13 protein-coding genes are annotated in these 21,639 nt (G+C 57.4%); 2 read left to right on the top strand and 11 right to left on the bottom strand.

Going from position 1 to position 21,639, the window contains the following annotated elements; translation table 11 throughout:
* Window positions 1–140: 140 nt before the first annotated feature.
* Window positions 141–1,463, top strand: coding sequence for an MFS transporter (locus NQ230_RS01575; RefSeq protein WP_023333763.1), 1,323 nt, complete (start codon window positions 141–143; stop codon window positions 1,461–1,463).
* A gap of 105 nt (window positions 1,464–1,568) precedes the next feature.
* On the opposite strand, the gene NQ230_RS01570 is transcribed toward NQ230_RS01575, so the two are convergent.
* Entirely contained in the window at window positions 1,569–3,611 is a 2,043-nt protein-coding gene (locus NQ230_RS01570) for an AsmA family protein (protein ID WP_193941749.1), read from the bottom strand.
* A 65-nt stretch (window positions 3,612–3,676) separates the two neighbouring features.
* Window positions 3,677–4,450 carry a cyclic-guanylate-specific phosphodiesterase gene (gene pdeH / locus NQ230_RS01565; RefSeq protein WP_121426179.1) on the bottom strand — a complete coding sequence of 258 codons (774 nt, stop codon included), beginning with the start codon at window positions 4,448–4,450 and terminating at the stop codon, window positions 3,677–3,679.
* A 229-nt stretch (window positions 4,451–4,679) separates the two neighbouring features.
* Here pdeH and kdgK point away from each other — a divergent pair, with 229 nt between their 5' ends.
* Window positions 4,680–5,609 (top strand): 2-dehydro-3-deoxygluconokinase, encoded by a 930-nt coding sequence (kdgK, locus tag NQ230_RS01560; RefSeq protein WP_193941747.1) that lies wholly within the window; start codon window positions 4,680–4,682, stop codon window positions 5,607–5,609.
* Window positions 5,610–5,696: 87 nt separating this feature from the next.
* Here kdgK and NQ230_RS01555 read toward each other — a convergent pair whose 3' ends face one another.
* The 9 genes from NQ230_RS01555 to bcsR all read right to left on the bottom strand — a co-directional run bounded on the left by NQ230_RS01555 (window position 5,697) and on the right by bcsR (window position 21,561).
* Window positions 5,697–7,190: a M16 family metallopeptidase gene (locus NQ230_RS01555; protein ID WP_257259664.1), complete on the bottom strand. Its 1,494-nt coding sequence runs from the start codon at window positions 7,188–7,190 to the stop codon at window positions 5,697–5,699.
* 226 nt (window positions 7,191–7,416) lie between these two features.
* A complete protein-coding gene (locus NQ230_RS01550) occupies window positions 7,417–8,703 on the bottom strand; it encodes a dicarboxylate/amino acid:cation symporter (protein WP_023333768.1) in 1,287 nt (428 codons plus the stop codon).
* Between the two features lie 159 nt (window positions 8,704–8,862).
* Complete coding sequence (hmsP, locus tag NQ230_RS01545; RefSeq protein ID WP_121426182.1) at window positions 8,863–10,869, bottom strand: biofilm formation regulator HmsP; 2,007 nt, start codon at window positions 10,867–10,869, stop codon at window positions 8,863–8,865.
* A gap of 119 nt (window positions 10,870–10,988) precedes the next feature.
* Entirely contained in the window at window positions 10,989–14,471 is a 3,483-nt protein-coding gene (gene bcsC, locus NQ230_RS01540) for a cellulose synthase complex outer membrane protein BcsC (RefSeq protein WP_257259661.1), read from the bottom strand.
* Window positions 14,453–15,559: a cellulose synthase complex periplasmic endoglucanase BcsZ gene (gene bcsZ, locus NQ230_RS01535; RefSeq protein ID WP_159515681.1), complete on the bottom strand. Its 1,107-nt coding sequence runs from the start codon at window positions 15,557–15,559 to the stop codon at window positions 14,453–14,455. Before bcsZ ends, bcsC begins: the two co-directional genes overlap by 19 nt.
* A 6-nt stretch (window positions 15,560–15,565) precedes the next feature.
* Complete coding sequence (gene bcsB, locus NQ230_RS01530) at window positions 15,566–17,986, bottom strand: cellulose biosynthesis cyclic di-GMP-binding regulatory protein BcsB (RefSeq protein WP_257259660.1); 2,421 nt, start codon at window positions 17,984–17,986, stop codon at window positions 15,566–15,568.
* Window positions 17,987–17,996: 10 nt separating this feature from the next.
* A complete protein-coding gene (gene bcsA, locus NQ230_RS01525; protein ID WP_257259659.1) occupies window positions 17,997–20,612 on the bottom strand; it encodes a UDP-forming cellulose synthase catalytic subunit in 2,616 nt (871 codons plus the stop codon).
* Window positions 20,609–21,361, bottom strand: a complete 753-nt coding sequence (gene bcsQ, locus NQ230_RS01520; protein WP_213329065.1) for a cellulose biosynthesis protein BcsQ — start codon at window positions 21,359–21,361, stop codon at window positions 20,609–20,611. The genes bcsA and bcsQ overlap by 4 nt, the downstream gene beginning before the upstream one ends.
* Window positions 21,362–21,372: 11 nt before the next feature.
* Window positions 21,373–21,561 (bottom strand): cellulose biosynthesis protein BcsR, encoded by a 189-nt coding sequence (gene bcsR / locus NQ230_RS01515; RefSeq protein ID WP_121426188.1) that lies wholly within the window; start codon window positions 21,559–21,561, stop codon window positions 21,373–21,375.
* Between the last annotated feature and the right edge of the window lie 78 nt (window positions 21,562–21,639).

The following is a 21,639-nucleotide window of genomic DNA, read 5'->3' as shown; positions in this document are numbered from 1 at the left end:
TCATAGACGTGTTTTGGCTGGCATGAAAATTATCCGCTTTTTGTTGCTTTTATCACCAGTGCGCGGCTTTGTTACAGATTGAAATGTCGCTTTTGCTGTGCGTAATATGGCCTTTCGTTCGACAAAAATAAGAAAATATTATGCAAGCAACAGCCACCACACTCGACTCGGGAACGGAAAACGTTCCGGTAAACTCGCGCAATAAAGTTGTCGTCGCATCGCTGATTGGCACCGCCATTGAGTTCTTCGACTTTTATATTTATGCCACCGCCGCGGTCATCGTCTTCCCGCATATTTTCTTCCCGCAGGGGGATCCGACGGCGGCCACGCTGCAGTCTCTGGCGACCTTTGCCATCGCGTTTGTTGCGCGTCCGATTGGCTCTGCGCTGTTTGGACACTTTGGCGATCGCATTGGCCGCAAAGTCACCCTGGTGGCCTCGCTGCTGACGATGGGCATCTCCACCGTGGCCATCGGTCTGCTGCCTACCTATGAAACCATCGGCATTCTGGCACCGGTCCTGCTGGCGCTGGCGCGTTTTGGTCAGGGTCTGGGCCTGGGCGGTGAATGGGGCGGCGCGGCGCTGCTGGCCACCGAGAACGCTCCGGCGCGCAAGCGCGCGCTGTATGGCTCATTCCCGCAGCTTGGCGCACCGATTGGCTTCTTCTTTGCCAACGGGACGTTCCTGCTGCTCTCCTGGCTGCTGACGGATGAACAGTTCATGAGCTGGGGCTGGCGTATTCCGTTTGTCTTCTCTGCCGTACTGGTGCTGATTGGTCTGTATGTGCGCGTCTCCCTGCACGAAACGCCGGTCTTTGCCAAAGTCGCGGCTGCGAAAAAACAGGTAAAAGTACCGCTGGGAACGCTGCTGACCAAACACGTCCGCGTGACCGTGCTGGGCACGTTTATCATGCTGGCAACCTATACGCTGTTCTACATCATGACCGTCTACTCCATGACGTACAGCACCGCCGCCGCGCCGGTGGGGCTGGGTCTGCCGCGTAACGAAGTGCTGTGGATGCTGATGATGGCGGTGATTGGCTTCGGTGTGATGGTGCCGATTGCAGGTCTGCTGGCGGATAAATTTGGTCGCCGCTCAAGCATGATTGTGATCACCACGCTGATTATTCTGTTCGCGCTGTTCGTCTTCCCGCCGCTGCTGGGTTCCGGTAGCCCTGCGCTGGTGATGGCGTATCTGCTGATTGGCCTGAGCCTGATGGGGCTGACCTTCGGCCCGATGGGCGCGCTGCTTCCGGAGCTGTTCCCGACGGAAGTGCGTTATACGGGCGCGTCGTTCTCTTACAACGTAGCCTCAATTCTGGGCGCATCCGTTGCGCCGTATATCGCTACCTGGCTGCAGGCGAACTATGGTCTGTTCTATGTAGGCGTCTATCTGGCGGCCATGGCGGCGCTGACGCTGATTGCGCTGCTGCTGACGCACGAGACTAAGCATCAGGCTCTGTAATTCACTGAGGCCTGATGCCCTCACCCCGGCCCTCTCCCACAGGGAGAGGGAGAAAGTCCTGTAGGCCGGGTAAGCGCAGCGCCACCCGGCGAAACAGGCCGCACCTTACTTCTTCATCTGCGACAAAATATTCCGACACTGATTGGCTTCGCCTTCTGACGGCGAAATCAAGGCCAGCAGCGCGGCGGCTGGGGTAACCAGCGTCGCAAGCGCCGCAGCCACTGCGCCACGCGCAATCAGCGGTCCGGGCTTCACGCCCGCCTGCGGATTTTTGAAGGTCCCGCGCACGTAAAGCGGCGAGCGCAGGGTGATGATACGGATCCCCTTACTTTCCGGGTCAATCGTCAGATCAAGCTGCTCCGAGGCCATGCTCGCGGTACCGGTCACGTTAATCACCGCGTTCTCCGTGTCGAAGGCAAATATCTGCGGACGCGCCACGCCGTTCACCAGATCAAGGTTCGCCGCCGCGCAGTTCACCCGCACCTCGTCATCACCGAAGATCTGCCCGATAACGAAATTACCCACGTTTAGCCCCAGGATCTCCATCAGGTTGCGGCTCACCAGCCCGTCGTTCATCAGCAGCTTCAGGTTACCATTGCCGCTGCCGAGCAGTGCCGCCACCGAGTTCCCCACGCCGCGAATGTCGGCATCACCGTTCATTTCGCCGAGGGTTTTCTGCATCAACTCTACGTTCGGCATCAGCTCTTTTAGCTTCAATCGACGCGCCTGGATCTCCGCCCGTCCCTGCATCGGCTTCTTATCGCCTTCCAGATGAATTTTCGAGGAGATCGTCCCGCCCGCCATGCCGAACTTAAGCGGCTGCAGGCGCAGGTCGGCGTTTTTGAGGAGAATATGGGTCGTCAGATTGCTGATTGGCAGCGTACTGCCATGTTCAATTTTTCCGCCTTTGAAGCGCACATCCGCATCCATCACGTTCCATTTGTCGGTTTCGAAGCGATCGTAAGGCAGCACTTTACCCGCAGGCTGAACGTCCTTTTTGACCTCTTTCGACTTGGTTCCTTTGCCCGAATCCACGCCAATCAGCGGACCCAGATCGGCCAGACGCAGCTGACGGGACTCAACATCCCCTTCCAGTTTCGGGCGCGGTTTCCCGGTGGTGTAGGTCAGGGTGCCGTGGATATCGCTGTCGCCGATGCGGCCATTGAAATCCCGGTAGTCAAAAACGGACGATTTTTCGGTGTCGATTTTGGCAACCAGATGCCCGTCCGTTTCGAACGGCGGGGTATCCGGCAGCAGTACGCCGGTCAGCTCATACAGCTCGCCCAGCGAATCACCGGCAAATTTAAGCTGAAGGTCGACGCCCCCCATATTCATCGGATCGTTGACCGTGCCCACGAACGCCACGCGGGTGTTACCGGAACGGAAGTCCGCCTGCACCGGGAACGGCGTGCCTTCGCTCCGCAGCGCCAGCATGCCGCCTATTTTCCCTTTACCGCTGAGAGGCTGATCGTTGTAGCGCCCTTTTGCCGTCAGGCCGAAGACATAATCACCTACGCTTGCCGCGTCGCCTTTTGCTTTCGTGCCCGTGACCTCGCTAAACGGCAGCGGTTTGCCCAGCGGATCGACCAGGATCTCCACATCCGCCTTGCTGACCTTATCGTCGATGGCGATCCGTCCGCGATCGAAAAGAATATTGTCGAGACGGAATGACCAGGAAGAAGGCTGGGCATTCGGATCTTTTTCGCTGTCGCTGGCAAGGTTAAACGTCCAGTTGTTGTTTTTTTCTGAGAGTCGGATCAGGCGCGCATCGGGCTGCTGAAGTTTGATCCACGGCAGATAGACCGTTTTGGTGAGGAGCGCCAGCGGAGCCAGCGTGGCTTCAACGCGCGGCAGGTGGATCATTGTGACGTCCGGGATATCCGGCGGGTTGCCGAGGATGATGTCGTCGGCATGGACGTGTGGCCAGGGGATCCAGCTTCGCCAGCCTGGCTCCTCTTTCTGACGCTCCCATACCACCCCTAAATCACCACGTATGGCGAAGGGGCGGTTCAGTTCGGTTGAGACTTTCTGGTTGATGGTCGGCTTGAGACGGTTCCAGTCAAACGTCGCAATAATGATGGCGACGACCACGATCAACAACAAGAAAATCCCTGCTGTCCAGGAGATTACCCTGGTTGTTCTCGTCATTTTTATCCCCTTTCCTGATGACCTGTCCTGTAAAACTATAGTCCAGACAAAGGGAAGCGGGCTTATCAGAGGGTCGTTATAACGCTATCGAGGCGATCCATGGGGACCGGGCGAGAGAGATAATAGCCTTGCGCCGCCGCTGCGGGAGAGTTTTGCACATCACGCCACTCTTCCAGTGTTTCCACACCTTCAACAATCACGCCCTGGCAATAGCGGTTCATCAGCTGTAATAACAGCGTAAACAGATTCCGCCCTTCCTGGGTCTGACGCAGCATAATGAACAGATCGCGGGCCACTTTAATGTAGTCGTAGCGCACTTCACTCAGGGCGGAGAAGTTCGCCATGCCGGTGCCAAAGTCATCCAGCCACAGCGGGCCGTATTCGCATATTGAAGCAAACGAGGAATCCTGTGGCAGGCGGACATGCTCCACCAGCTCAAAACGCATCCACGGCAGAGTGGCGATGAGCTCCTGCAATTTCGCGTTCTGGCGCAGCGCCAGCAGGGTTGGGCCATCGACGTTCACCGAGGCGAGGATATCGTGCCGTTCGAAAAAGGACTGCTTCGTCGCCAGCATGCGAAGCTGCTCTTCCAGCACGTCCAGGCGCTGGCGAACGGCAACTTCGGCAAAATAGCGATCCGGCGCGATGCGCTGAGTAGGGTTTGAGGGGTGCGTAACGACGGTCAAAATCTCTATTGCCATCAGTCGACCATCTGTTCGGTAGATCGGCTGATAGGTGTACGCACGCTCACATTGCAGCCAGTAGCGATGCTCCTGCAAGTTCTCAATACTTGCCTCAGGCGTAGTGCTCAGCCGCTGGATAACCTGCTCTGACTTCATTTCAGATGTCCTGTTGTTGGGATAGCCTTTCTGGACTCGTCACAAGATTATCGGCGCGACAATTGAGAACTTTATGTTCAATTCACCGTGAAAATGAAATTAAGATGACAGAAATGCGCGGGAACACGCGCTGGCTCAAATAAAATAATGGAACGTTGTTTTAATATAGTTGACCGGTTAATTCACTCAGCGCACACTGCTGATAATTCTTCTGTTCAGGTTCACGACTATGTCCAAAAAAATTGCCGTGATTGGCGAATGCATGATTGAGCTGTCACAAAAAGGCGCGGAAGTCAGCCGCGGATTTGGTGGCGATACGTTAAACACGTCCGTTTATATTGCCCGTCAGGTCGCGCCTGACGCGCTTACCGTGAACTACGTTACCGCCCTGGGTACGGACAGCTTCAGCCAGCAAATGCTGGAGGCCTGGCAGAGTGAACATGTTGAAACGTCGTTGATTCAGCGTATGGAAAACCGCCTCCCGGGGCTTTATTACATCGAAACCGACAGCACCGGCGAACGCACGTTTTATTACTGGCGTAACGAAGCCGCGGCCAAATTCTGGCTGGAGAGCGACGCGGCCGCGGCCATCTGTGAAGAGCTGGCGACATTTGACTATCTCTATCTGAGCGGCATTAGCCTGGCGATTTTAAGCCCCACCAGCAGAGAAAAGCTGCTCTCGCTGCTGCGCGAATGCCGTGCAAACGGCGGTAAGGTTATTTTCGATAACAACTACCGCCCGCGCCTGTGGGCCAGCCGCGAAGAGACGCAGCAGGTCTATCAACAGATGCTGCAGTGCACCGACATCGCCTTCCTGACGCTCGACGATGAAGACGCCCTGTGGGGTGAGAAACCGGTAGAAGACGTGATTGCACGCACCCAGGCGGCAGGCGTGAGCGAAGTGGTGATTAAGCGCGGTGCAGAGTCGTGCCTGGTCGCGGTGGCGGGTGAAGCGCTGGTTGACGTTCCGGCGGTAAAGCTTGCCAAAGAGAAAGTGATTGATACCACGGCGGCAGGCGACTCATTCAGCGCGGGCTATCTGGCGGTACGTCTGACGGGTGGAACACCGGAAGCGGCGGCACAGCGTGGGCACCTGACGGCCAGCACGGTGATTCAGTATCGCGGGGCGATTATTCCGCGTGAGGCGATGCCTGTTTAATCTCCCCTTACCCCGGCCCTCTCCCCAAAGGGGAGAGGGTGTTTATAGTTCCCTCTCCCCTATGGGGAGAGGGTTAGGGTGAGGGGGTTACTGCCCCTGCGGAATATCCGTCGCGTCCGGATGTAAATCATCAGCCGTGGCGGCCTGCGCTGGCTGCGGAGCGGTAGCCATAATGGAATCCCAGGTCTTCTGCAGTTCCTTCATGTCATACTCCGGCTCGCCCTTCGGCTGCAGGAGGATCAACGCCATTTCCTGCGACAGCTGCTGACGGAGGTCCTGATTGAGCATATCGACGGTCAGACCGTTCAGGAAGTCCTGACGAAGCTTCTGGTACTGTTCCGGCGCAATGTCCACCACCTGATTCTGCAGAGAGCGAATTCGCTGGCTGATCAGAATGTCGGTATCGGCGCGAGCGTAGGTCGCAAACAGCTTCTGCAGCTCGAGTTTTTTCTGCGCCACGAGAGCGTTGAATTCCTCTTCGGAAAGCCCCTCTTTACGCACTTTTGCCAGCTCTTTCGCGACCACACCCAGATTGGCATTCAGCTTATCGCCCGGCGATTCAACATTAATGGCGCATTGCGCACGCTGGAACAGCACGCGGCAGTCAAAGCCAAGACCGATATTCTTCACGTTGTTCTTGCTCAGCGTCTGCTGAACGTGCCAGAACAGCGCTTCACGCGCCAGATCGGCACGCCAGTAGCGCAACATCGCCGCGGACTCGCGGATTGGCTGCCAGGCGTTATCCCACATGATGGAGAGGCGATCCTGACGCACGGCATCCGTCATAATGCTGACAGGCTCTGCACGCAGCGGAGAAAGCGTCGGAACGGGGGCTGGCGTTTCACGCTTGCCTTTCAAATCACCAAACGCTTTGTTGATCTGCTCCACCACCGCGCGGCTGTCCACGTTGCCCACCACGATCAGCGTCATCGCGTCCGGGGTGTACCACTTCTGGTAGAACGATTTTACCTGTTCGGCGTCCACCGGCTGTTTCAGCGGTTCGGCCGGATCGTGTCCCAGTAACGTTGAGCCCTTCAGGCGGTAACGCCACCAGCCCTCTTTGGTATCCCCAGGCCAGGTCGCCACCATGTCGCTGTTGCTCAGCGCATAGTTGACGGTGTCCGGCGTAATCGCCAGATTGCCAGAGGCATCGGAGAGATACGTAAGCGCTTCTTTAAGCAGGTCGTTACGGTTGTTTGGCAGGCTCAGGTTAAACATGGTGTAGTCATACGAGAGAACGGCCGGGGGGAGCGGGCGTTTCGGATCGATGGCCTGCTGCCAAAGCGAACGCACCTGAACCGCTTGCAGGCTGCCGCTCTGCGTGAGCGCCAGCCGGGGAATAAAGTGGCTAAAACCGGTTTGCTGGGTGCTTTCAGTGAGGGAGCCGGTATTAACAGACAGACGGATTTCAATACGATCGCTGGGACGTTGCGGAGTGGCTAACACCTGCCACTGAAAACCGTTCGCTAATGTCCCTTGTTGCCAGGCCGGGTCTGGCTGGAGCGCATCTGCCTGCACATAACTGGCTGCTGCCATCATCAGCAAACCGCCGGTTAAGAGTCGAATTTTTGTGCCCTGCATGTGAACCCCTGATCAACATTCCTGGTTAAAAAAGAGTGTTTCGCGACGCGCTTCACTCTTAAAGATGACGATGAAAACACGTCGATTAGACCGCGCGTTCGGCAAAACGTCACGGTCCGAAGTGAAATATACCCAAAAAAATCTTGTCGAATTATGACAGGTACGAACAGTTATTATGCGCAGGAGCCCGCATCCCGACAAGGGAATACGGGCATTTGTGACAAGATTAAGAGGATAAGCCAGGATTTTTGCTGTCAGTTGAGCGGTTATTCAGAGTATCGTCGAGCTTTTTGTGATCCAGCTCTTTCACCCATTTCGCAACCACCACCGTTGCCACGCCGTTACCCACCAGGTTGGTTAACGCACGCGCCTCTGACATGAAGCGGTCGATACCCAGAATCAACGCCAGACCCGCCACCGGCAGGTGACCCACCGCGGAGATGGTGGCAGCCAGCACGATAAATCCGCTGCCCGTCACGCCTGCCGCGCCTTTAGAGGAGAGCAGGAGCACCACCAGCAGGGTAATCTGATGGAAAATATCCATATGGCTGTTGGTCGCCTGAGCGATGAACACGGCCGCCATCGTCAGGTATATCGAGGTGCCGTCCAGGTTGAAGGAGTATCCCGTCGGGATCACCAGCCCGACCACCGATTTACGGCACCCCAGCTTTTCCATCTTGTCGAGCATGCGCGGCAGCGCCGACTCTGAAGAGGAGGTCCCCAGAACAATCAGCAGCTCTTCGCGGATGTAACGGATGAATTTGAAGATGTTGAAACCTGTCGCGCGGGCGATGGACCCCAGCACCACGACCACGAAAAGGATACAGGTGATATAGAAGCAGATAATCAGCTGACCCAGCTGCACCAGCGTACCGACGCCATACTTACCGATGGTAAAGGCCATCGCACCGAAAGCACCGATTGGCGCCAGGCGCATGATCATATTGATGATGCCGAAGATGACCTGCGAGAAGCTTTCGATCACATTAAAGATAAGCTGGCCTTTGCTGCCCAGACGGTGCAGGGCAAAGCCAAACAACACGGCGAACAGCAGAACCTGCAGGATGTTTCCGCTGGCGAACGCGCCAATGACGCTGCCCGGAATCACGTCCAGCAGGAAGGCCACCACGCCCTGATCCTTCGCCTGCTCGGCATATACCGCGACCGCTTTGGCATCAAGCGTCGACGGGTCTACGTTCATCCCCGCGCCAGGCTGCACCACGTTGACGATGATCAGACCAATAATCAGCGCAAGGGTACTGACCACTTCAAAATAGAGAAGCGCCACTGCACCGGTACGACCTACCGCCTTCATGCTTTCCATGCCAGCGATGCCCGTCACGACGGTACAGAAGATCACCGGAGCGATGACCATTTTGATGAGCTTAACGAACGCGTCGCCAAGCGGTTTCATTTGCGCGCCCAGTTCAGGGTAATAGTGACCCAGCAGAATACCGATGGCGATGGCTGTCAGGACCTGGAAATAAAGACTTTTGAAGAGTGAGGTTTTCATAAGGTGTCCTTGGGAAGAAAAACCACAGGTTTTGTAAGGTTATGGTTAACCTGCGGCTTTAAAATAACACCCACATAACAGGACAGAAATAAACTCAGTTCAAATTTGAAACACAAATGTTAAGAACTTTGAGCTGGCTCGCACAAGCCAGCAACAAAATTACACTTTTGCGTGGTTGTCAGCGCCAGAAAGGTATCGTTGTTCAAAGACATCCGAAGGAACAGCAGGGGCAAAAAGGAAGCCTTGTCCGCTCTCCACGCCCGCCTCGGCCAGCCAGGTGCGTTGCGCTTCAGTTTCAATCCCTTCGGCAATAAGATCCAGGTTGAGGCTGCGCGCCATCTGGATAATCGCCTGCACCATGCTGCTGTCGCCCGGCAGACCGTCGACAAACGCTTTGTCAATTTTGAGCACATCCACCGGAAGGGTTTTCATGTGCTGAAGCTGGCGCAGCCCGGCGTAGCCCATGCCAAAATCGTCCAGCGCAATGCGAATGCCGGCATTACGCAGCGGCTTAAGGATTGCGACCGCCTCGTTGGGATCGTCAATGCGTCGGCTCTCAGTCACTTCCAGGGTTAACGTATCAGGCTTGATGCGGTAACGATGGATCAGCTCCAGCATCTCTGAAACCATGGTCGGATGCATAAGCTGCAGGGCAGACAAATTGACCGACAGCGGCAGCGTCACGCCGCGTTCCTGCCAGGCCGCAAGCTGACGGCAGGACTCCTCCAGCACCCAGTAGCCGACGGTAACCATCAGGCCACAGGACTCAATGCGCTCAATCAGCCCTTCCGGCAGCTCCCATGAACCATCTGGCTGCTGCACGCGCAGCAGCGCCTCGGCGCTTTTCACTTCTCCCGTCAGCAAATTCACCTGCGGCTGTAGCCAGAGGGCAAACTGGCGGTTATCCAGCGCGGTCAGGATGTCGCTTTCTTCCGTCAGGCGCTGCTGCGCCTTTTCCATCTGCTCCGGGTCGAAGAACTGGATCTGATTTTTCCCTTTGCGCCGGGCGGTAAACGCCGCCGAGAACGCGCGACGATAAAGCTGTTCCGCCGTTAAATCACCATAGTACATGGCGATACCGATGCTGGCGCTTGGGCGAAGCTGGATACCCTGAATGGGCAACCGCTCATTAATGACAGTGAGTACTTGCTGACCTAATGTGATCGCATGCCAGGGCTCTTTTACGCCATTGGCAATCACCACCAGGTCGTAACCGCTGACCTGGGTCAGCACCATGCGCGGGGCCAGGACAGACTTCACTTTTTCCACCAGGGTCAGCAGCAGCATTTCTCGCTGGCTCTCCTGAAGCACGCCCGCCGTGTCCTGCAGGGTTTCACAGGCGATTACCATTAGCGCCGTGGTTTGCTGACGGGCAACGGTCTGCTCCAGCATCGCCATCAGGAAGGCTTTATTGGGAAGCTCCGACACCGGGAAGCGCGTGGCGCTGCTGTTGAGCTCATCCTGCTGACGCTGGATGCGCTGCTGGTTGAGGTTGTAGCTGCGCACCAGCATACCTATCTCATCGTCATGATGCAGACGCGGCAGCTCAAGCTGATGCCCCATCTGATCCTGCGGCGCAAGCGTATTCAGCTCGCGGGCGATGCGGCGCAGCGGATGAACAATCAGTCGGTTAATGCACCAGGTGAGCGCCACGCTGAGGATCAGCGTCATAAGTAAGCAAGTGGTCACTAACGTAACCACCCAGCTCATGACGAATTTATACATGCGGTAGGAGTCCGCCTGTAATACCAGGTAGGCCAGCGGCTGCGGGTTGGCAGGGCGTTCGAGTGAATAAACGGGCAGCGAAATTTGCACCGGCAGTTCAAACAGGCGCATCACCATCATCGGGACGGGACGCTCCGGAATAAAGCTCATCCGCAGCGCCTGAAACTGGTTGGGCAAGACGACGTCGGCGCGGCTAACGACACCGGCAGGCTGAATGCGTTTTAAAATGGTTTCCGCTTCGGGAATATCCCCTTTCAGGATAGAGGCGGAGAGCGGGCCGCGCACCGAGCGGGCGATACTTTCTAACTGCGAAGCCGTGTTATAGCGATTCTGCTGTACGGAATGAAACAGCAAAATTACGCAGAAGAGCAGTACAAACAGCATGGTGACGGCAGAGACCATCGCCATCTGTTTGATTGTTAAGGAACGGCTGACACGCAAAATGACTCTCCACAAAACTCGAAGCGCAGGGCGCGCCAGGGTGTAAACCTGGCGCGCCTGAGTATACCCGATTGCCGCGCTATTAAGAGAGACTTACAAATGGATTAAGGAAAATCCGATTACCAGTCCGCGTACGGGATGAGCGGCTGCGGCGGTAAGTCCATATCGCCCTGCCAGCCTGCGGCAGAGTAGCGCACATAGATCAGCGCGTGGCTTGGGGTATAGTCTTTCGCTTCCTGAATATCCACGCCCATGCCCACAAACCAGTTGGACGTGACGCGGCGTTCGATAATGGCCCGCGCGGTATAACCCGTTCCTGAGGAGCTGCTGCCGGTTTCCATCGCGCCCCGGTCGGTATAGCGGTCTGGCTCATCGGTCGGGATCAGATTCTGAATCGGGTAGCGCAACTCGTCTTTGGTTTTGGAGTGAGACCAGGACACCGAGCCACCCAGCTCCCAGGACCAGTTCTCCGTGCGTTTACGCCAGGTCACCGGCAGTGCGAAGGAGACATACTCCTGCGGGCTGTAGTAGCCGCCCTGACCCAGGGTATAACCGCTCAGGTCTTTGTCGTAGTGCCAGAGCATATTGGAGACGCCGACCGTCAGGCGCTCATTGTTTTTATTAATGAGCTTGTAGTAGTAACCCGTCATCCAGCGGACGCGCCAGTTATCTTCCACATTTTTACCCGTCAGCGTTTCCGCGTTGAGGCTGGACCAGACGCCGTTCGCCTCCCCTTTGTCATAGCTCACGCTCACGCCACCACCGGTGGCACGTACACCGCCCCAGGTAGTGCCGGTGTTGGCATCTTTTTGCCCGGCGAACGCCAGCAGGGAGCTGGAGATTGGACGGCGATGGGCGTTAACGGTATAGCCGATGGGGCCCAGATCGCTGCTGTAGCTGATGCCGCCCACCACGTCGACGACGTCAAAGCCCATTGGCGTGGTGCCAATATCCATCGCCCAGGTTTTATTCTGCCAGCCGACGGCAACGCTTGCGCCATTGTCGGACTGATGGGTATTGCCGCTACACGGTGTTTCGTAGCAGGTCCCCCATTTAGGATCGTAAGTCCCGTTATTGTTATCAAATGAACCGGCGTCCATGTTGACCAGATCGCTTCTGAAGAACATGCGTCCGTCAGAGAGCGGAGCATCCACCTGCAGCATGGTGGTATGCGCTTTCAGGTCGGAATAGCCGCCCGTACCGCTGGAGCCCCAGTAGTCGTGCTGCAGCGTGACGTTAACATCCTGCTGACGGTACAAGTCACCGGCATCACTGCGCACGCCGCGCTTCAGCCAGTCGTCTTTTTCATCGTTACGCGTCAGCCGGGTGAAGCTGTCGTTGTCGGCCGGACGGGTCGTCGTGACGCCGGACGACACCATCGCATCTTTATAGGTTTCCAGCGCCTGCTGAGGCTGCCCGTTTTGCGCCTGGAAACGCGCGGCATCACGCAGCACCAGCGCGTTTTCCATGGAGCCGGGCTGCGATTTAGCCTGCGGAATGATTTTGTTGAATGTCTGTTCTGCGGCAGCGGAATCGCCCAGGCCTGCCTGCGCCATCGCGATCCGGCGCTGCATGTTGAGCGACAGCGGCTGGCCGTTTTGCGCGGCGGGCAGTTTCGCCAGCTCTGCGCGCGCGGCATCTTTGTTACCCTGCGCACTATAAATCTCGGTCAGGCCGAGGATCGCGTCTTCGTTCTGCGGTTCACGCAGCAGAACGGCGCTGTACGTCGTTTTCGCCGACGCCAGATCGCCACGCTGCTGCGCCCAGTCCGCCAGCGTCAGGTCGATGCGGGTGGAGGTTGGCTGCTGGCGCAGAAGGTTTTCCGCCTCCTGCTCTTTGCCGCTGTCGCGCAGACGGTTAGCGGTTTCCAGCACCTGGTTGCTTTGCAGGCGGTCGGCAAGCTCCTGAATATTGCCGTTCCACTGGCTGCGCGGCAGCGTGTCCAGATGCGCCAGCGCGGCGCGGTCCTGATCGTTGCCGGAAAGATAGAGCGCGCTGGCGTACACCTGATCCGGATCGGACGGTTTCTGGCTGGCAAGCTCACGCATCAGGGTATCCGCCTGGCTGCGCTGACCCGCGCTGTAGAGATCGCGCGAGAGACGATAGGTGATCCACACGTCGCCCGGAGAGAGCGCCAGACGACGACGCTGAATCTCTGCCGCCTGAGCGTATTTCCCCTGATTTTCCAGCTGTTCTGCCTGAGCGGAGAGCTGCTCGTTGGTCAGGCTGCGTTCAATATCATCGATGCTCCGGCGCTGGCTGGCGGAGAGAGACTGGATAAACTGCGAGGCCTTCTCCGGGGACTGCGCGCGGTAGATATAAGCCAGGCCGCGGACCGCATTGCTGTTGCCGCTGTCCATACGCAGCGCCTGGCGATAATAACGCTCCGCCGCGTCGTTATCTTTACGCGCCGCGGCGGCATCGCCCAGCCCCAGCACGGCATAACTGTCGGTATTGTCGATACCGCGAGCCTGCTGGTAGTAACGCTCCGCCTGCGCCGGGTTATTCGCCTTCAGCGCCGCATCGCCCTGCTGGATCAGCAGCCAGTAGCGGTTAACCTTGAGCAAACTGTCCCATTTACCCCGGTTATCGCTCTGGGGATCGAGGGCAATCGCCTTTTCAAACTGCGCCACCGCGCGTGCGCGGTCGCCTTTCTGGGAATAGGCCTGGCCGAGGGCGCCCACCGCTTCACTGTCGGCATGGTTGGCGCTGACGGCTTTCTGCAGCTCAGCCACCGCCTTACTTCCCTGCCCGGCATCCACCGCCGCCAGCCCTTCCGCTTTCGCGCGGAACGCCGGGTCAGCGAGCTGTTTTTGCTGCGCTTCAAGCTGGGCACGCGCCGCCGCGACGCTATCACCATCGCTGAATACGCTCAGGTATTTTTGCAGCGCGCTAACGCTGGCGCTGCTGGCAGGCTGGCCTTTGATTTGGTCATACCACATATCAGACGCCTGGCTACGGCCATTGGTAGATTTGGCCATCTCCTGCAACACCGCAAAGCCTTCATCACGGCGTTCGCTCTGGAATAAAAGCTGGGACAGCGTCGCCTGCAGCTGCGTATTTCCGGGGCTACTGCTGTTTATTTTCTTGAGCTGGTTAATGGCTGCATTCCGGCGAGCGGGGTCTTTCGCCACGACGTTCCAGTATTCCGTCGCCACGTCGCCGCCCGGCGGGTTGCCGTCAAACAGCTTGTCATAGGCGGCAATCGCCTCCTGGGTGTGTCCCGTAGTGGCGAGCAGTCGCGCCTGCTGGAGCTGCTGGCGGCCATCCGGCGTGGAAAGCAGCATCGTGTTGCGAGATGACTGGTATGCACTTGAGCCCGGCGCGATCCCTTTCAGACGATCCAGCTCTTTTTGTGCGCCAGCGTTATCGCCCTGACGCAGCAGGTAGCGAAAGCGTGCGGCAATGACGTCAGGGTTGTTTGGGTCAATCAGCTCAAGACGATAGAGCGACTGACGAACCAAATCCTCACGCTGTGTCGATTCGCCCAGCCGAACCTGCTCCAGCAGCTGTTTCTGCTGCGGTGAGTTGGCGGCCTGGGCCCACGGCATAAGCGCCAGGCCAAGCGATAAAGTGAGTAGATTTACTGTGAACTTGCGCATTCCTGGCCCCAATCCGGTATTAATTCACCTTTTGCGGTGAAGCGAAAACGATGCTGATCCCATCCTTGCCCAAAGAGAGTCAGCACGTAGCTGTAATAGGCATTGTTATCGGGAAAATGGTCCGCAACGCGCTGGCGCTGAACCGCCTGGGCATCACGTTGTTGTAAAAACGGCAGCATGGCGGCAGAGAACCCGACCGGGCCATTCCCGGTGCGTTTACCCGTCGCCACATCCACTTTCTCCGGCGGCACACCCCGTTTCATTGTCTTTGCCGCCATCGGCTGGAAGCGGGTCAGCAGCCGGGCTTTCTGAGGATCTTTATCACTCATCATGCCCACCCAGAGATAAACGCGGATGGCGTCGTAGCCGCCCACCAGCGATTTATCCTGCTGTAACCGCCAGCCTCTGTTTTTCTGATACTGCACCCAGTCCGGCGAAAAACCTTTCGGCGCGCTCTCCAGCAGCAGGCGCAAATTGGTTTCACGAAGCTGGGTCCACGGGGTACCCAAACGCGTGAAATAGCTCGCTAACTGCGGAGGAAGATAGCTGGGGTTAAAGCGCCAGACGTGTTCATCGGCAAAACCGACTTTACCGGGAAGCAGCATTGCGCCGAGCCCCGGCACTTTCACCACTTCCTCGCTGGCAATGCGTTTCAGCAGCGCCTTACCCGTGCGGGTATAGTCCGGATGTTTCCACAACCGACCCGCTTCGAGCAGTGACCAGGCGATCCAGACATCGGCGTCAGAGGCGGAGTTAGTATCAATCACCGCCCACGTCTCTTTATCTTTCTGACCCCATAGCCAGGCAGGCAGGTGGTCGTTGAGATTGCCGCTGGCAAGATTATCGCGCGTCCAGGTCAGCAGCTGGTCAAACGCGGTGCGATCGTTCGCCGCCAGGGCAAAGAACAAGGCGTAGCTTTGCCCTTCCGACGTCGTAATTTTGCGCGTGTCGCTGGGATCAACGACACGCCCGCCCTCGCTGATGTAATCCTTTTTAAACTGCTCCCAGGCAGGCCAGGTGCAGGCGGCGCGAAGAGGAAGCGCCGCCAGCATCAACGCTGCTAATGCACACCAGCGAAAGGCTTTCATCACATCTTACTCATCCGGGTTCAGACGACGACGGCTGATGATACGCAGCAGACGCCACAGCACCCACGCCAGCAAGACCACGCTGACCGCCGCCAGGATGGCGAGCAGAACCGGATGGTTAGCCATCGCATACCACAGGCGTTCAAACCACGGCAGATGACCCACGTAGTACACATCGCCCACGCGCAGGCTATTGACGCCGGACTCACGGATCACCGACACGGAGCCAAACATCGCGGCACGTTTACCGCTGTCGTTCATGGCCGTATTGAGCAGTTCATACCCGCGCGGGCTGTCCGCCAGGAGAGCCACCACGCTGCGCTGGTCGTTGTATGGTGACTGGAAGCCTACCACCGCGGCCATTGCCCCCTGAGACGTGACCGTCGTCTGCGCGCTGGCCTGACGATCGTTCGCATCCGGCATAATGCTCGGGAACTCGGTCTGGCGCAGCGGCGTGTTAACCCAGGACTGGGCCGCTTTCACCAGCAGATCGATACGTTTGTCATCCTTCAGCTTGTCCGGAATGGTACCGATCACCAGAATGTCAGCGTCTTTGTTCTGAATCTGGCTGCCATCGTCCGTCAACGTGACGTTAATCGCCGGTAATCCCGTCTGTCCCCCAACGGTCGCCATGGTGTCCAGCAGGGTCGTGACCTGCCCTTCGCTTGGCGCTTTTGGCATCACCACAATGGAGTCAGAAAGATCGGCCATGCGGCTGAACGGGAAGCCCGCGTTAGCAAAGGCGCGCAGATCCGGCATCGCCAGGAAGTGATAGTACTTCGAGAAGTCGATAGTCGACTCGTCGCCAATCACAACGTGGTTCTGTACGGGCTGGAAGGTAATGCAGTTTTCCGCCGAGCCGCCAGGCATCGGGTTCATGTACTGGAAGTCAAAGCGCAGCTGGTTTATCGCACCCAGCTTCAGTGCCGGGATGGAGACATCCGTTTTACCGTCCAGCAGCCCCTGCAACACCGGCAGGCGAAGCATCAGGCGGTTAGTATCCTGGGTGCTTTGCAGGCTGAACGATTGCAGGAACTGGTTGTTCAGGCTGATATCCATGCGCGAGCTGTCTTTGGTCGCTGGCGCGGTATAGCGGTAGTTCAGATTGATATCAATGCCGTTGGTACGCAGCAGGTACAAATCCGGCGGCAGATTCAGTGACAGGCTAATCGGCGCGGGCTCAAGCCCCGTCGCCTGCAGCTGTTCTTCATAGGTTTTCAGCTCGCCAAATGTCACCGCACGGTCGGTACGCACCCAGTTTGGCGCATCATAAGGTTTACGCGCCAGCAGCGGTTTGACCTCATCCACCACCACGCTGTTACCGCGGAAAAGGACGTTGCCCTGGGCAATCGCTTTTGCGGCCTGCACCAGATCTTTATCGTCGCGGCCAAAGACCACCAGCAGCTTCACGTACGGGTTTTCCGGATGGCTTATCATCTCAACGGTCGGCGCTTTGACGTCCGGATGATCGCGCAGGAAGGCCGGGCGTTTCGCGTTGGTCGCAAACACAATGGCATTTCTATCCGGCAGTTTGTCATACATCGCCGGGAAGCTCTGACCACGCCAGCCGGCACGTGAACCAAACCAGGACGCCACAATGGTGGCCGCCAGCTGCTCGGTCACGTCCGGGGACGATGCAAACACTATCGGCAGCGTGAGCGGACGGTTATCACGCGGATCAAAGAACGGAACCGGGAAGGCCGAGAGATCGTTTTTCAGCGCCAGCGACTGGTAGGTCATCTGCAGCGAGGAGTTACGCCCGACGTCCATCCACAGCGTGTTGCTGGCCGGGTTTTCGCAGACATCGCGGTAGTGACCGACAAACTCCAGGCGGATGCGGTTAAAGTCGGTGATGAACAGCGGGTTGATCGGCACCTGAGCCTGGGTTTTCTTGCCCAGCTGCTCTTTCGTGACCGGCAGAACGTCCATCAGCTCATCATTCAGGTAGACCTTCAGCTGAGACTGTGTCGGCAGCAGAGACGGCGACGGGGTGTATTCAAGGTTCAGCACCGCATTAGAGACGACCTCATCGCTGCGCATGCCAAACTCAATGCCGCCGTTAGGGTTGATGCCGCGCAGCACCATACTGCCCGGAGGCGGTGCGATTTGCGCGAAGGTCAGCTTCACGTCCCGTGACGGCGCATTGTCCGCGACGACGGGCGCGTTCGCCCCCCGGACGCCCGGCATCACCTGCCCGATAACCTGGCCGTCTGCCGGCAGGGTGTTCCCCTCCGTTGGCTGGTTTGGCGTGATATTTTCTGTTTGACCAGGTGCCGCGGTGACAACCGGATCGGTTGCCTGCGCGACGACAGGTACCGTTGGCGCAGGCGTTGCCGCTGCGTTACCAGGAGCTGCGTTAGCCATTGTTGCGGGGATAACATTCATCCCCATTGCCACTGCACATAACCAGGAAAGTTTTGTTTTCATCGCGTTATCATCATTGTTGAGCCATAACCGGGTCCGCCTGCTTCGCCTCATCCCGCTCAGGACGACGAGGAATGAACGACACGACCCAGGAAACCAGCGAAGTAAGTGACCGGAAAATTAATTTCACCGACGACGGGGCAAATTCTGCAAGGTGACGATAGCCACGGAACCCCAGCTTCAGAATATCCAGCAGGCTTTCCAGAGGTTTATCTTCCGGGAAGCTGTCCTGCCAGAGAGCCCACGTATCCGCGCGGGCAAACGTACACTGCACAAAATCAATATGTTGCTTTTTGGTCAACGGCATCAGCTGCAGACCGACTTCATTGCCCGCCACGCGAACCACCTGCGTCGGGAAGACATATTCCTGCTGACCGCGCTTAAGCAGCAGGTTAACTTTTTGCCCTTCCAGCACCTTCGCCTGGCCGTTGATTTTGATCCCCAGACCACCGTCAGAGAAGTCGTGTACGGTACAGGAGAAGAGGTGGCCATCTTCACGGGCGATCGCCGCAGGCATGCAGATTTCAACGCGATGCGCACGACGAACCTGTTTGCTCTCCACCGACACCGCTACCGCACCGCCGAGGATAATCAGGTTGTAGAAGACCCAGGCCATACTGACGAAGACGGTCAGGATTTCGTTTTCCGGGCCGTAGAAGTAACGCCAGATACCGGCGATGACGCCAACGATATTCAGCAATACCAGGAAGATGTACGGACGGGAGATCACCCAGTCGACGTACTCTTCTTCCACCAGGCCGCCCTTCGCGGTGACGTTGAATTTCCCTTTATGCGGGTTAATCAGCGCCACCATCGTCGGCGGTGCAATGTACCAGGCCAGCACCGTTTCGTAGATTTCACTCCAGAAGGAATGGCGGTATTTACCCTGTATCTTCGAGTTCGTCAGGCTCGCGTGGATCATGTGCGGCAGAACAAACAGCGCAATCATCAGCGCCGGGGCGTAAATGATATAAGCGTGAAGGAGCAGGAACGCCAGCGGCGCGGTCAGGAAGATTAGCCGCGGGATTCCGGATAAGAAGTGGAACATGGCGTTGACGTAGCAGAGACGTTGCGCCAGCTTGAGCCCTTTCCCTATCAGTGGGTTATCGAGGCGGAAAATCTGCACCATCCCGCGCGCCCAGCGAATACGCTGACCAATGTGCGCCGACAGTGACTCCGTTGCCAGACCGGCAGCCTGCGGAATACGCATATACGCCGAGGTATAGCCACGACGGTGCAGGCGCAGAGAGGTGTGCGCATCTTCAGTGACCGTTTCGACGGCGATTCCGCCAATTTCATCCAGCGGCTTACGGCGGATAACCGCACAGGAGCCGCAGAAGAAGGTGGCATCCCACATGTCGTTTCCGTCCTGCACCAGGCCATAGAACAGCGTGCCTTCGTTCGGGGTTTTACGGAAACGGCCAAGGTTACGTTCAAACGGATCCGGCGAGAAGAAGTGGTGCGGCGTCTGCATCATCGCCAGCTCTTTCTCCTTCAGGAACCAGCCCATGGTCATCTGCAGGAACGAGCGCGTCGGCACGTGGTCACAGTCAAAGATCGAGACAAACTCCCCTGTGGCATACTTCAACGCGTTGTTGATGTTCCCGGCTTTCGCATGTTCGTGAGTCGGACGGGCGATGTACTCGACGCCAACCTCTTCTGCGAACTGGCGGAACGCCGGACGGTTGCCGTCATCCAGAATCCAGACCTTGAGCTTATCTTTCGGCCAGTCGATGCCCAGAGCGGCATAAATGGTATTTTTCACCACGCTCAGATCTTCGTTGTAGGTTGGTACAAAGAGATCAACAGACGGCCACTGCGCGGTGTCTTTAGGCAGCGGAACCGGCTGGCGGTTGAGCGGCCAAATGACCTGGAAATAGCCCAGCACCAGCACGATCCAGGCGTAGGTTTCGGCAAACAGCAGCACCAGGCCGCACACCAGGCTGACCGGATCGTCCCAGTTCAGGGTTGAGGTATAACGCCACCAGATGTAGCGACAGGAGACGGTCAACGACAACACAATCAGCATCAGCGCCGAGAAGCGGCCCGGAATACGGCGGACCAGCAGCGCCACGCCCCACAGCAGGATCAGGAAGGTGAACTGCGCCAGAGGGTTGAAAGGTTGCGTAATACAGACCAGCGCCAGAATGAGCGAGAACACCACGATCACGCCGAGGATAAAACGCCGCAAGCCCGGGTGGAGATGCCCGAGCTCTTTATGGTTATCCAGATGGCTGGTCTTATCGCTTACGCTGTTGGGCAGTTTATCCAGCCACTGGTGGTAGCGTTCACGTAACTGCTGCACGCGGGAGAAACTGCGCCAGTGCGGCGTTATTTTCTCTGAGCGGGATGAGGTGGCCACCAGCCAGATGGCCTGAATGAGATAACGCGCCGGATCCAAAGGACGCGGCCGGTCGGGATTAATGTGCGGATAGAGCTCACTGTGCCGGGCACGTATGCGCTGCCAGCGCGGGTGTTCGAGTGGAATAAACATCCAGGCCAGAATCATCCAGAAACAGCCGAGCGCGGCGCTAAATGCCGAAGCACCGTGCCGGCGGAAATGCCGATAGCGTTCGCTCAAACGCGAACTGACCGGCGGGATGAGTAACCAGCTGGCGAGACGACTCATACAGAACTCCCTGCATGCTCCGCCCTGTTGGCGAAGTTCAGCAGACACCAGTTAGCCAGCGTCAGGATCTCTTCTGCCGCCAGTGAATCGCTGCGGTATTCGCCGAGCGGTTGCTTAGACGCAAGGCATTCCGCCATTCCCTCATCACGATGGATGACAATGGGAAGCAGACGGCGCTGGCTTTGCAGCCAGACCTGATACAGATCGTCCTGGATCTGGCTGCCAATGCGCAAATCGTTAATCAGGATATGGCCATTTTGAGGTAGCCCCTGCTGATGCAGGCGGATATGGCAGTTCGCATCGACGTTGACGATCGAGAGCACATGATCGCACTGGGCGATAAGCTGTCGGGTCAGCGTGCCGGCGCCGTGCGGCAGATCCAGCAGGATCCACTTGTAGTGCCCCTTTTCTTTCAGAGTCTGCAGCGCCAGCGTGAACTGCGAAAACAGGCGCTGATACGCGGCTTCATTCTCGCGCTCCGTGGTGGTCAGTTGACCAAACGGCAGCAGATCGAGCTGGGAGGTATAGCGCATCCCTGCATCCTGCCAGTCTTTATCATCAAGCAGCGCGCGGGCCCAGCCCTCTTCGCGAGTAAAGTCGACGTTAAACGACATACGCAGCAAATTATCGGCGCAGGCGTCAATAACCAGCACCGATTCACCTAAAAGCTGTAATGACCACGCCAGCGCCGCGGTAACAGATGTGGTACCCACACCGCCACGGACACCCTGTAATCCGAGTATGGCCATCAATGGCTCCCTTATTGTTGATTGGCGAATTCAGCTAATAACGGCCAGCGTTTAATAGCCGCGGCCAACTGTTCCCGCTGGGAAATATCGGTGTAATCTATTTCAGGTAAAGAAAAGGCCTGCGTCAGCGCCAGAAAATCGTTTTGGAATGTGTAACCCAGGGTCGAATCGACTGGGGTTCCGGGTTCGTTATTATCCATTCTTTTTCCATCCCTTTGCGTAGAATCGCCAGATCAGAAGTAGCGAGGCGTCCTGCCCTATGAAATTTCATTTACATG

The sequence above is a fragment of the Enterobacter asburiae genome, assembly GCF_024599655.1.
GTDB lineage: Bacteria > Pseudomonadota > Gammaproteobacteria > Enterobacterales > Enterobacteriaceae > Enterobacter > Enterobacter asburiae_D.
Note: the sequence above shows the minus strand (reverse complement) of the source record. Positions and strands in the feature narration are given on the sequence as shown.